This is a genomic window from Pseudoalteromonas rubra (genome assembly GCF_000238295.3).
Lineage (GTDB): Bacteria > Pseudomonadota > Gammaproteobacteria > Enterobacterales > Alteromonadaceae > Pseudoalteromonas > Pseudoalteromonas rubra.
In genome coordinates, this window is sequence record NZ_AHCD03000020.1 from 403,598 (window position 1) to 416,554 (window position 12,957).

The following is a 12,957-nucleotide window of genomic DNA, read 5'->3' on the forward strand; positions in this document are numbered from 1 at the left end:
ATTTTTCTATGGATTTCGGTGGCTTGCCCCAGGCTCTTGGGGAGCTGGCAGAGGAACGCTGTCAGGCACTGTTTGCCCAACACACAAGCAACCCGGCCGTGCTCAGGCTACTTGGATTGAGTGATTTTGCGTATCGTATATTGCAGCGTCATCCAGACTGGATTGACTGGTTGCTGGATCACAGACAAATGCAACAAAGAGTGTGTCCCGTGCCGCTCACAGAACCCCTCGCGGAGCTGGATGAAGCCAGCTGCTTCAGACAACTGCGTGAATATCGTCAGCGCTACTGGCTCAAGATGATGTGGTTGGATCTGGTGGAGGGAAATTCAATCGCCGACAGTATTGCTTATCAGTCACGGCTCAGTGAAACGCTGATCGACTGGGCAAACCGCTGGGCACACGCCAATGTCGCCAAAAGCAATGGTCAGGTGTGTGATGAAGATCAAACACCGGTGCCTATGCTGGTGCTGGGCATGGGCAAATTGGGCGGTGGTGAACTGAATTTCTCCTCGGATATCGATCTGATATTTACCTATCCGTTTGCCAAACCGACGGAAGGTGGACGCCGCAGCATAGAAGCACAGGTGTTCTATACCAAAGTGGCGCAAAAACTCATTGCCGCGCTTGATCACTGTACCGCCGATGGTCAGGTATTTCGCGTTGATATGCGCCTGCGGCCTTTTGGCGATAGTGGCCCTTTGGTCATGAGTTTTGCTGCCATGGAAGATTATTATCAGGATCAGGGCAGGGAGTGGGAGCGCTATGCGATGCTAAAGGCGCGCCTGCTTGGTGAAGAAAACCGATATTGGGATGAATTTAAAACCCTGATCCGCCCCTTTGTGTTTCGTCGCTATATTGACTTCTCGGTGATTGAATCTTTGCGCAAAATGAAGCACATGATTGCCCAGGAGGTGCGGCGTAAAGGGCTGACGAATAACATTAAGCTCGGCGCGGGCGGGATCCGCGAAGTGGAGTTTATTGTTCAGGCGCTGCAAATGATCCGCGGCGGTCGCGAACCCCAATTGCAAACCCCATCACTATTGTCAGCATTAGAGCAGCTTCAGCACTTGTCCCTGATCCCACCGGAAGTCGGTGAAGTGCTGTCTCAGCAATATCTGTTACTGCGCCGTACAGAACAATATTTACAGGCGTTTGATGACTGTCAGACACAGACTTTGCCGGATGATGAGCTAGGTCAGCAGCGTCTGGCGGTACTGCTGGAGTGCACTCAGTATAGCGACGTATTGGCTATGCTCGAGCAGGCCCAGGTTGCGGTACGGGCCGAGTTTACCCAGGTTATCGGTGAAGAGCCTGAGCTCGGCGAGGCGCTGGCACCGGAATATGTCTCTGCCTGGGAGCAACGCGATATCAGCTATCTGGAATCGCCATTACCAGAGGCTGTCAGCGCAGCCTGGCAACAGTCTCTGGAGCAATTTCACCTCGGATTGAGTAAAACGCAAATGGGCACGCGCGGCAGAGATGTGCTGGATAAACTGATGCCGGCTCTGCTCAGCGAAATAACCCGAGCACCAGTGGCTGAAATACTCGACAGGGTATTACAGGTGATCCTGAAAATTGCCTCGCGCACGGCTTATCTGGAGCTATTGTTTGAAAATCGCGGGGCATTACAGCAACTGATTAAGCTATGTGCGCACAGTGTCTGGATAGCTGAGCAGGTAGCACGCTATCCTATCTTGCTCGATGAGTTGATCGACCCGGCGGTATTGTACCGGCCGCTGCCGCTGAGCGCTTACTACAGTGAAATTCAGCAGTACTTTTTACGTATCGACAGTGAAGATCTGGAATTACAGATGGAAGCGCTGCGTCAGTTTAAGCAAACTCAGGCATTACGGATTGCCGCAGCAGATGCGACCGGGGTGCTGGATATCATGAAAGTGAGCGATCACCTGACCGCACTGTCCGAAGCCATCATCGCCAAAGCGGTGGACATAGCCTGGCAACAAATGGTGCGCCGCTATGGGGCACCTGAAGGCGCTGATGCGGAGCACAAAGGTTTTGCCGTGGTGGCCTATGGTAAAGCGGGCGGACTGGAGCTGGGATACAACTCAGATCTCGATCTGGTATTCGTGCATAATCGCGATGGCAACAGTGTCACCATCGGGGACAAATCTATTTCATCACGGCAGTTTTATTTGAAACTGGCGCAGCGCTTAATGCACCTGTTCAATACCCGTACTAATTCCGGCATTTTGTATGAACTGGATACTCGCTTGAGACCGGAGGGTAACTCGGGCCTGCTGGCGATTAACATTGAGAGTTTTTATCAGTATCAGCAGGCGCAGGCCTGGACCTGGGAGCATCAGGCGCTGGTGCGCTCGCGTATGGTGCTGGGCGAGCCCGAACTGGTCGCGCGTTTTAACGAAATCCGCCATGAAATTCTGTGTCAGCACCGCGATAACGACACACTGAGCAAAGACATTGTTGAGATGCGGGAGAAGATGCGCGGGCATCTGGACAAGAGCACCGAGGTGGAGTTTGATTTAAAGCAGGGAGTTGGCGGAATGACGGACATCGAGTTTATTGCGCAATACCTGGTGCTCAACTACGCGCATGCCCATCCGGAGCTGGCACGGTTTCCCGATAATATTCGGATCTTTGAAATGGCCCATCATGCCGGAGTAATTGACAATGCCACTCAGTCAGCCCTGACTGAGGCATATTGTGAGTTCCGTGATCGCTATCACCTGCATAGTCTTAACGCAGGAGGGCGGGGTGTGGCCATGCATGAGGTGGCTGAGTGGGTAGATACAGTTAAGATCGCCTGGCAGCGCCTGTTGGGTTCGTAGCCGGAGAAGAAGGGCTTTCTCCGGCCCGAAAGCTTATTTGGTTAACCTACAGCAGTTTTCACGCACAAAGCGAGAAGGCTTTTGGGTGATGATGGCGGCACGCTGGCGGTGACAAAAGAAAGTGAATACTTCAAACTCAAAATCATCATTGATGGCGGTGCCGACCTGATACAGGGTCGACACAAAGTTGGTATCGACGCGGAAATTGTGTTTCACCACATAATCTTTGTCCAGGTACCAGAACAGCTCGATGTCTTCCTGTTTGGCATAGTTGGTCAGCACGCCACGCAGGGTGTCACCACTGTCAAAGCGACGCGGCTGGATCTCTCCGGTCCAACGCTGTGGCGCAGGTTTGACTACCAGGCCACGCTGCGCAATTGCATCATCCAGTGGGTAGGTCGGTTTACCCAAGTCCAGGACGTATTTCTCACGCTCAGTATTGCGCTCATTAAAATTGCGTTTAAATCCTTCGTAAAACTGGGTAAATCCGCGTGCGGCGGCATTGGTGGTGTCGCGAAATTCCATTGACGGGACATTGCCATATAAAAAGTAATAGGCGGCCCATACCAATAACACACCTAACGACAGGTGCTTGGTCCAGAACCACAGGTTTGATAAGCGTTTTGAACGTTTTTTAGCCATATTGTCACGACACACTTTATGCTAACGGTTACTCATAATACGATGGCGCATTTTCATCCGGACGCGTTTTAAAGCGTCGGTGTAGCCACATGTATTGTTCCGGGGCCTCATTAATGGCCTGCTCCATACGTTGATTGACCCGGGTGACGTCGGTAAGCGGATCGCCACTTGGGAAGTCAGCCAGCGCAGGTTGGATCTGTATGTGGTATTTACCCTGCTCATCGCGAACGCCATGTAGACTTAATGTCTCACAATTTTTGCTTCCTGCAAAGAGCAGCGTTCCTGTTGTAGAGGCAGCGTCGGGCACAGCAAAGAAAGGCGCAAATTCGCAGCGGTTGCGACCATAGTCTTGATCCGGCAGGTAGTAGCACATTTTTTTGTTTTTCAGTGCCTGCAATAAACCTTTAACATCGCGCTTGCCAATCAGGAACTCGTTAGAGCGCAAGCGGCCCTTAGTCATAAAGTACTCCATCAAAGGGTTATTGTGCGGGCGGTAAAAACCGATCCCCGGCTGTGCAATGCCCAGTACTCTGCCCAGCATTTCCAGGTGCAGCATATGTGGGACCAGTAACAGGACTCCTTTGCCATTGGCCTGTGCCTTCTCAACATGCTCTATGCCCTTTATGGAGCCGACGACCCGATTTAGTCGCCATTGAGGCCACCACCAGGCCATTGAGGTTTCGAAGGTAGCGATACCTGTGTTTTCCATGTTTTTCAGTACTAAATCGTCACGTTGTTGCGCGTCCATAGTGGGAAAACACAAGCGTAAATTGACGTCTGCAATGCGGCGACGCTTTTTTAACAGGCGGTGCACCAGGCGACCGAGCATTTTACCCAGCCACAATTGAATACCCTGCGGCAGCCAGGACAGAGCATACATAAAAAACACACTCAGCCAGGTTGGCCAGAATTTTGGGGCTAAAAATGCCAGCTTAAAGGTGGGGTTGTTAACCAAAGGTGCACTCTCTTTCAAACTTCAAAGGGTTAGTTTAGCGATATCGGCTGAGCAGCTCAAGAGAGTGATGATGAGCACCGATCTGGTGCGACCTACCTGGGAGGGCAAATCGCAGGCAGAAAAAAACCGGTTTACACCGGTTTTTTGCTCGAGCGAAATAAAAATTAACCTGCGACAAGGCCTTTGTTGATGGCTTCCAGGTCGCTGCGGTTCAGTGTACCTGCTGCTTGTTTCAGCTTCAGAGTTGATAACACATACTGATAACGCAGGTTAGCCAGGTTACGCTTTGCGCTGTACAGGTTACGGGTGCTTACCAGTACGTCAACAATGGTACGAGTACCCACTTCAAAGCCTGCCTCAGTCGCTTGCAATGCACTTTCAGCTGAGACTACCGCTTGCTCCAGTGCGCGATAGGTTGCGACGTCAGACATCACCTGGTTATATGAGGTGATCACCGAGCGCGTAACGTTACGCATAGAGGCTTCCAGATCTTCACTGGCTGCAACATACAGGGCGCGTGCCTGATCGGTTGCTGCGACTGTTTTGCCACCTGAATAAATAGGCACATTGAAAGTCAGGCCGATGCTGGTGCCATCTGTACGAGGTGACAGCTCTGCGCCTTCAGTGTTACCCAAAGAGTCAGAATACGACGCTTGTAAACTCAGCGTTGGATAGTGGCCTGCCTGCGCAAGGTCAATCTGATCCTGTGCTATGTCCAGCGCTGATTTAGCGACCTGTAGCGACAGGTTTTGCTCTTTCGCCAGGGTAATGAAGTCGTTGGACTGTCTGTTTGGCTTCACGGTAGAGAAGCTGTCAGTATTGAGCTTATCCAGTTTGGCATGGTACTTACCTGTGATGGTACGCAGGGTTTCACGAGCCGTTTCAACGGTGTTCTGAGCAACGATTTCGTTAGCCACAGATTGGTCGAACTGAGCCTGAGCTTCGTGTACGTCTGTGATGGCGGTCAGACCCACTTCGTAGCGTTGCTTGGTTTGCTCCAGCTGACGCTCGATGGCGCGTTTTTCGGCCTGTACAAATTCCAGATTGTCCAGTGCGCTCAGTACGTCAAAGTAGCCCTGTGCAACACGGACAATCAGGTCTTGTTGTTGCTGCTCGTAGCTGGTCAGTGCCTGCATCGCCTGTTTCTCGGCAATGGTCAGATTTTGCCAGGTGGCCATGCTAAAAATAGTCTGGTTCAGCGTGACACTGCGCGTGATTGAATCACTCCAAGTATCCACTACAGTGTAACCTGATGCATCGTTTTGACCGGGTAATGTAGACTCACCATCGTTATCGGTGTAGCTCATTGAAAAACCCAATGAAGGCAATAGATCGCCTAATGCCGAATCCTGGGCATATTTTTGTGCGTCAGCCTGGGCCTTGGCTTTTAATACCGTTGGATCGTTAGCGGTGGCAATGTCGTACACTTGCAACAGATCTTCTGCCTGTGAAGCTGCGCTGGACAGGGCGCAGGCAACACCGATAAACAGAGATAGAATGCTTTTTTTCATTGTTTGCTCAGTCCTTAGACAATTTTTCGTTGTCGGCATGTTACCTTGTTTTAGTCAATTCCCATATAAGGAAAACAGTAAATCGGTCAGAACAAGTGTAACAGAATATAATACTGTGCCACCTGAGAGTTCTGGCAGGTAACGAGCAGTAAAATAAGATAAAATTCGAGAATACCTATGATGGGGGTTCAGGGTTAAAAATTAAACCCCAATCAAGAAAAAAATGAGATGAAACATGAAACCAATTGCACAATTTAATCATCAGGACGTCGAATTAGATGAGCCTGAGCGGTGTTATGACAAATTCTTTAAAATTGACTTGTATGCGTTTAAGCATGCGTTATTTGCTGGTGGCCAGTCGCAGACCATTTATCGCGAAATTTTAGAACGCGGCCATGCCGTGGCTGTATTGCCTTACGACCCCGTTACCGATCAGGTTTTACTGATCGAGCAGATCCGCATCGGAGCGCTGGCGACCAAAGATTCTCCCTGGTTGCTGGAGTGTATTGCGGGCATGGCAGAGGGCAGTCTGGATTATGAAGGGGTAGTGCGCAAAGAAGCGATGGAAGAAGCAGGACTTGAGTTAGATGAGCTGCATTACATGACGTCTTACCTGTCCAGTCCGGGCGGCACAACGGAGCGTTTGTATTTGTACCTGGCTAAGGCTGATCTGAGCCAGGCGGGGGGCATTTATGGTTTACCAGAAGAAGGGGAAGACATCAAAGTGCATGTGATACCCTTTAGCGATGCCATGGCGAGACTCGAAAGTGAGGAAATTGATAACGCTGCCACTGTGATTAGTCTACAATGGTTGGCGTTACATAAACCCAAGATGTTGGCGCAGTGGCAATCTCAGCCAGTATAAAGTGAGGTCGTTTGATCAGCGGTTATGCAAAAAGAATACATCCAGTCTTTACCTAAATACATTACCCTGTGTGAGCGCAATTATTTGCGGGCACTGAAACTGCTGCCTGAAGAAACCGTCGGAAATAGTCGGGAGTTACATCTTGGGGCAGCAAGTTATCACATCCGCATTGATGGAATTGCCCGCTATACCACGGATATTGCGGTGGTTCAGAAACAACAGATCAGTGCCCACCTGGATGATTTTGTGTTGTCTGTGCGCCTTTACCATGATGCCAAAGTGGCAGAGGTGATCCACCATGATTTTCACCAACGCATAAAGCCATCGTATCGCTATCCCAATCCGGACATGCATCACAAAGATGAAAAATACCAGCTCAATGCGTTTTTGGCAGACTGGTTGATGGCGTGTCTCGAAAGTGGCCGGATACCGCTCAACTGGGATGTGAACAATGGCCTGGTTTGAACAACGCCATCAGTTTTATGGGGCAGAGTTACGTCTGGCACACATTACAGACAGCCATCTGTTTGGCACCCCCGAAGGATGCTATTTTGAGGTTAATACGGCGACACACTTCAGCAGAGTGCTCAATGCACTGGCTGAGGAGCAACTGGATGGGGTGGTATTTGGCGGTGACTTAACTCAGGACCACAGTGCGGCCTCGTATGCATTGTTCGCTGAGCTGGTGGCGCAATCGGCGTTGGAGTGTCCATTGTTTTGGGTGCCGGGCAATCATGATGACTTGACTTTGCTGGCACAGATCAGTGAAGGGCAGATCAGTGCTGCCAAGTATTTACAATGCGAGCAGGGTGATATCGTGTTGCTCAACAGCAAGGGACCGACGCCGGCAGGCTGGTGTGAGGCTGCACATCTGAGTGAGTTGCAGCAGTTATTAAGCGAAGGTGCTCACGCCGTTTTGGCCTTTTGTCATCATCATCCTGTTCCGATTGATGGGTATCTTGATAAGCATATGTTGGAAAACGGGCCCCAGTTGCTTAATACGCTGATCGACAGTCAACGTGTTGAAGCGCTTATCCATGGTCATGTCCATAACGCGTATACCCAGTCGTTTCGCACTTTACCTGTCTATGCCACGCCGGCGACTTCGATCCAGTTTGCCAAGCATACGCGTGACTGGCAGCAGCACAACACAGGCCCAGCCTACCGCCTTATTCATTGGACAGCACAGGGGGTGCATACTGAGGTCAAATGGCTCGAAAATTAATTTATATTCATGGTTTTAACAGCTCAGAGCAGTCCTTCAAAGCGCAACAGTTAGGGCGCTGGCTTGGACAGCAAGCGTTTACGTGTCGCTATCTGACGCCGCGTTTACACTACGATCCGGCGATTGCCATTATGCAGCTTGAGCAATTAATAGACCCAGACACCGCGCTGATTGGTAGCTCCCTGGGTGGCTATTACGCAACTTATCTGGTGCAGCAGCATGGTTTGCGCGCTGTGGTTGTGAACCCGGCGGTGAGGCCATTTGAATTGTTGCATGATTATCTCGGTCCTCAGTATAATCCTTACCAGCAACAGCATTACACGCTGACGCACCAACATGTTGCAACTTTGCGTCAGCTCTACGTTGAGTCACTGCACTCACCAGAAAATATTTTATTGCTACAACAAAGCGGCGATGAAGTGTTACCCTATCAACAGGCAGTGAACTACTTCAGCGCCAGCCCTGGCCACATTGAATTTGGCGGGGACCATAGTTTTATGGGTTTTGAGCGTTACTTTGAGACCCTAGTCAGGTTTCTTAACATCACCAACACAAGCGAAGAAAATCAGATCCAATTATGAGTCAGCAGAATTATAATGCCGAAGCCATTGAGGTGTTGAATGGCCTGGAGCCGGTGAAACGCCGACCTGGCATGTATACCGACACCACACGGCCGAATCACCTCGGCCAGGAAGTGATAGATAACAGTGTCGATGAAGCCCTGGCCGGTCATGCCAGCAAGATCGATGTGATCCTGCATGAAGATAACTCGCTGCAGGTGATCGACGATGGCCGCGGCATGCCCGTGGATATTCACCCTGAAGAAGGGATCCCAGGTGTTGAACTGATCCTGACCAAGTTGCACGCTGGTGGTAAATTCTCTAATAAAAACTATCAATTTTCCGGTGGTCTGCACGGGGTAGGTATCTCGGTAGTGAATGCCTTATCGACCCGGGTTGAGATCACGGTTAAGCGCGATGCTCAGGTGTATCAGATGGCCTTTGAGCACGGCGACAAAGTCGAAGACTTAGAAGTCACAGGCACGGTTGGTAAACGCAATACCGGTACGTCAGTTCAGTTTTGGCCTGACGCCAGCTATTTTGATTCTGCTAACTTCTCGCTCAGCAAGCTCAATTACCTGCTGAAAGCCAAAGCGGTATTGTGTCCTGGCCTGCGTATTCGTTTTATCAATAAACAAACCAAAGAAACGCAGGAGTGGTGCTACGAGTCGGGTCTGGAAGATTACTTAAAAGACAGTGCAAAAGGCTATGAGACCTTGCCACAAAGCCCGTTTGTGGGCAGCTTTAGTGGCTCAACCGAAGGGGTTGACTGGGCATTACACTGGTTGCCTGAGGGCGGCGAGTCCATTACCGAAAGCTATGTGAATCTGATCCCAACTGCGCAAGGCGGAACACACGTCAACGGCCTGCGTCAGGGTCTGCTGGAAGCCATGCGTGAGTTTTGCGAATTCCGTAACCTGTTGCCACGCGGCGTGAAACTGACCCCGGACGATGTCTGGGACAAGTGTAGCTATGTATTGTCGGTGAAAATGCAGGATCCGCAATTTGCCGGCCAAACCAAAGAAAAGCTGTCATCGCGCTCTTGCGCTACGTTTGTCTCGGGCATTGTGAAAGATGCCTTCAGTCTGTGGCTGAATGAGCACACCGACACCGCTGAAGCCCTGGCTGAGTTGTGCATCAGCAATGCGCAGAAACGCATGCGAGCAGCTAAAAAAGTGGTGCGTAAAAAGGTCACCAGTGGCCCGGCATTACCCGGTAAACTGACTGACTGTTCTGGCTCAGAAACCGAGCGCTCCGAGTTGTTTCTGGTGGAAGGGGACTCGGCGGGCGGTTCAGCCAAACAGGCGCGCGATCGTGAGTTTCAGGCCATCATGCCGTTGCGGGGTAAAATCCTGAACACCTGGGAAGTTGATTCCGGGCAGATTTTGGCTTCACAGGAAGTTCACGACATCTCAGTGGCTTTAGGCATAGATCCGGATTCCGAAGATCTGTCAGCGCTGCGCTATGGCAAAGTCTGTATTTTGGCCGATGCTGACTCCGACGGACTCCATATCGCTACTTTGCTGTGTGCCTTGTTCGTTAAACACTTTCCGGAGCTGGTACGTCGTGGTCATGTGTATGTGGCCATGCCACCACTGTTCCGTATCGATGTTGGTAAAGAGGTGTTCTATGCGCTGGACGAAGATGAAAAGCGCGGCATATTAGATCGCATTGAAGCAGAGAAAAAGCGCGGTAAAGTCAATGTTCAGCGCTTTAAAGGATTGGGTGAAATGAACCCGATGCAGCTGCGCGAAACCACCATGGATCCAAATACCCGCCGTCTGGTGCAACTGACCCTGGATGAGCCCGAAGAGACGCTCGAAGTGATGGACATGCTACTGGCGAAGAAGCGTGCCGGCGACAGAAAGAGCTGGCTGGAACAACATGGTGATAAAGCAGAAGTCTAAGCTTGCTGCTAAGAATTGAATTCGGATGATTACGCCAACGCGATAACTCGTGTGCGGTACAACAAACAATAAGGTGTATCATGACAGATCCGCAAACCCTGTCTTTGCAGGGGATTGAACAACTGGCGATGGGCCGCTTCACAGAAGACGCCTATCTCAATTACTCCATGTATGTGATCATGGACCGGGCCTTGCCGCATATTGGCGACGGTCTGAAGCCAGTACAAAGGCGTATTGTGTATGCCATGAGTGAGCTGGGCCTGTCGGCCGCGGCTAAGTATAAAAAATCTGCCCGTACTGTGGGTGATGTGTTGGGTAAATACCACCCACACGGTGACAGCGCCTGTTACGAAGCCATGGTGTTGATGGCGCAGCCGTTTTCTTATCGTTACCCGCTGATCGACGGTCAGGGTAACTGGGGTGCTGCTGACGACCCTAAATCGTTTGCGGCAATGCGTTATACCGAAGCGCGCTTGTCTAAATTCTCAGAAGTGCTTTTGAAAGAGCTGGGTCAGGGCACTGTTGACTGGATCCCGAACTTTGACGGCACGATGAACGAGCCTATGGTGCTGCCGGCACGGTTGCCGCACATTCTGCTCAACGGTGTTACCGGGATTGCCGTGGGCATGGCCACAGACATTCCACCGCACAATGTGCGCGAGCTGGCCGAAGCCTGCTGCACTTTGCTGGATAAGCCAAAAACCACTTTGGAAGAAGTACTAGAGATGGTTCAGGCACCGGATTATCCGACCGAAGCGGAGATCATCACACCAAAAGCTGAGATCCAGAAGATTTACACCACCGGACGTGGTTCTATCAAGATGCGTGCGGTGTATGAAGAAGATCAGGGCGAAGTGGTGATCACTGCGCTGCCTCATCAGGTGTCTGGTGGCAAAGTGCTGGAGCAGATTGCTGCACAGATGACTGCCAAGAAGCTGCCTATGGTTGCCGATTTGCGCGATGAATCAGACCATGAAAACCCCACCCGCATAGTGGTGGTACCGCGCTCAAATCGCGTCAAAGTTGAGCCCTTAATGGCGCACCTGTTTGCCACCACAGATCTGGAAAAGAACTACCGGGTTAACCTCAATATGATTGGCCTGGATGGTCGTCCTCAGGTTAAAGACTTGCGTACTATCCTGGCTGAGTGGTTGGTGTTCCGTCGCGATACGGTGCGTCGTCGCTTGCAGCATCGCCTCGATAAGGTGTTGGCACGTTTGCATATTCTTGAAGGTTTAATGATTGCCTTTTTGAATATCGACGAAGTGATTGAGATCATTCGTACCGAAGACAAACCAAAAGAAGAGCTAATGAACCGCTTTGGGTTGTCGGACAAGCAGGCTGAAGCCATTTTGGACTTAAAGCTTCGTCACTTGGCCAAGCTTGAAGAAATGAAGATCCGCGGCGAGCAGGATGAACTGAGCGCTGAGCGCGATAAGCTGGAGCAGACCCTGGGTTCTGAGCGCAGAATGTCGACGCTGCTGAAAAAAGAAATTCGCGAAGCCGCTGAGCTATACGGCGATGAGCGTCGTTCACCGGTTGTTGAACGTCTTGAAGCCAAAGCTTTGAGCGAAAAAGATCTGATCCCGTCAGAATCAGTCACTGTGGTGCTGTCTGAAAAAGGCTGGGCCCGGGTTGCTAAAGGCCACGATATTGATGCCGAAGGGCTCAATTACCGCGCCGGGGACAGCTATAAAGCGTCGGCCAAAGGCCGCAGTAATCAGCCTGCGGTGTTCCTCGACAGCTCCGGCCGGGCATTTGCCACCGATGCGCATAGTCTGCCATCCGCCCGTAGCCAGGGGGAGCCGATGACAGGTCGCTTTAATCTGGCAGCGGGTACTAATTTTGAACATGTGGTGATGGGCGAAGAGCAGTCGCTCTACCTGATGGCCACTGATGGGGGTTATGGCTTTATTGCCGAGTTTAACGACCTGGTCAGTAAAAACAAAAACGGTAAGGCCCTGGTTAGTATCCCGAAAGGGGCTGAGCTGATGGCCCCGATCACCGTTGGCGATGTGGCCACCGATCGTTGTATGGCCATTTCTAACGAAGGCCGGATGTTGATCTTCCCATTGCGTGATTTGCCCAAGCTGGCCAAAGGTAAAGGGAATAAGATCATCTCGATCCCAAGTGCCAAAGTCCAGGCCCGTGAGGAGTTTGTAAAAGTGCTTGCAGCAATACCTGATGGCTGCGCCGTGACCTTACATGCTGGTAAGCGCAAACTCACGCTCAAACCCAGCGACCTGGAGCACTACTATGGTGAACGCGGTCGTCGTGGTAACAAGCTGCCCAGAGGCCTGCAACGGGTTGACGGATTTGAAATTGAATTCAATGGTCAGGGTGCCACAGACCTGCAAGACAACGAGCAGTCATCAGACGAGTCTTAACCTATTGGCAGGCATAATGCTTATTATGCCTGCTTGCTTCCTCTATACGTATACTCGCTGACATTTACCTCATCACCCGATGTAGGATCCATCTTCAC

Annotated in this window: 10 protein-coding genes; 7 read left to right on the forward strand and 3 right to left on the reverse strand. The window is 51.1% G+C overall.

The window, feature by feature from the left end; genetic code table 11:
* Nucleotides 1–8: 8 nt before the first annotated feature.
* Nucleotides 9–2,807: a bifunctional [glutamate--ammonia ligase]-adenylyl-L-tyrosine phosphorylase/[glutamate--ammonia-ligase] adenylyltransferase gene (gene glnE / locus PRUB_RS01865; protein WP_010383074.1), complete on the forward strand. Its 2,799-nt coding sequence runs from the start codon at nt 9–11 to the stop codon at nt 2,805–2,807.
* Nucleotides 2,808–2,840: 33 nt separating this feature from the next.
* Here the strand turns inward: glnE and PRUB_RS01870 are convergent, their stop codons facing one another.
* The 3 genes from PRUB_RS01870 to tolC all read right to left on the reverse strand — a co-directional run bounded on the left by PRUB_RS01870 (nt 2,841) and on the right by tolC (nt 5,915).
* Nucleotides 2,841–3,449, reverse strand: a complete 609-nt coding sequence (locus PRUB_RS01870; protein ID WP_010383073.1) for a TcpQ domain-containing protein — start codon at nt 3,447–3,449, stop codon at nt 2,841–2,843.
* A gap of 28 nt (nt 3,450–3,477) precedes the next feature.
* Nucleotides 3,478–4,404 carry an LpxL/LpxP family Kdo(2)-lipid IV(A) lauroyl/palmitoleoyl acyltransferase gene (gene lpxL, locus PRUB_RS01875; RefSeq protein ID WP_010383072.1) on the reverse strand — a complete coding sequence of 309 codons (927 nt, stop codon included), beginning with the start codon at nt 4,402–4,404 and terminating at the stop codon, nt 3,478–3,480.
* Nucleotides 4,405–4,568: 164 nt separating this feature from the next.
* The gene (gene tolC / locus PRUB_RS01880) at nt 4,569–5,915 is read right to left on the reverse strand and encodes an outer membrane channel protein TolC (protein WP_010383071.1); all 1,347 of its coding nucleotides are present in this window, start codon (nt 5,913–5,915) and stop codon (nt 4,569–4,571) included.
* 235 nt (nt 5,916–6,150) lie between these two features.
* On the opposite strand from tolC, the gene PRUB_RS01885 reads away from it, so the two are divergent.
* The 6 genes from PRUB_RS01885 (at nt 6,151) to parC (ending at nt 12,859) form a co-directional block, all read left to right on the forward strand.
* Nucleotides 6,151–6,780 (forward strand): NUDIX domain-containing protein, encoded by a 630-nt coding sequence (locus tag PRUB_RS01885; protein ID WP_010383069.1) that lies wholly within the window; start codon nt 6,151–6,153, stop codon nt 6,778–6,780.
* A 24-nt stretch (nt 6,781–6,804) separates the two neighbouring features.
* A complete protein-coding gene (locus tag PRUB_RS01890) occupies nt 6,805–7,245 on the forward strand; it encodes a DUF1249 domain-containing protein (protein ID WP_010383068.1) in 441 nt (146 codons plus the stop codon).
* Nucleotides 7,232–8,005 carry a metallophosphoesterase gene (locus PRUB_RS01895; protein WP_010383067.1) on the forward strand — a complete coding sequence of 258 codons (774 nt, stop codon included), beginning with the start codon at nt 7,232–7,234 and terminating at the stop codon, nt 8,003–8,005. Before PRUB_RS01890 ends, PRUB_RS01895 begins: the two co-directional genes overlap by 14 nt.
* Nucleotides 7,990–8,586, forward strand: coding sequence for a YqiA/YcfP family alpha/beta fold hydrolase (locus tag PRUB_RS01900; RefSeq protein WP_010383066.1), 597 nt, complete (start codon nt 7,990–7,992; stop codon nt 8,584–8,586). The genes PRUB_RS01895 and PRUB_RS01900 overlap by 16 nt, the downstream gene beginning before the upstream one ends.
* Nucleotides 8,583–10,472: a DNA topoisomerase IV subunit B gene (parE, locus tag PRUB_RS01905; RefSeq protein WP_010383065.1), complete on the forward strand. Its 1,890-nt coding sequence runs from the start codon at nt 8,583–8,585 to the stop codon at nt 10,470–10,472. The genes PRUB_RS01900 and parE overlap by 4 nt, the downstream gene beginning before the upstream one ends.
* A gap of 80 nt (nt 10,473–10,552) precedes the next feature.
* The gene (gene parC / locus PRUB_RS01910; protein ID WP_010383064.1) at nt 10,553–12,859 is read left to right on the forward strand and encodes a DNA topoisomerase IV subunit A; all 2,307 of its coding nucleotides are present in this window, start codon (nt 10,553–10,555) and stop codon (nt 12,857–12,859) included.
* Nucleotides 12,860–12,957: the final 98 nt, after the last annotated feature.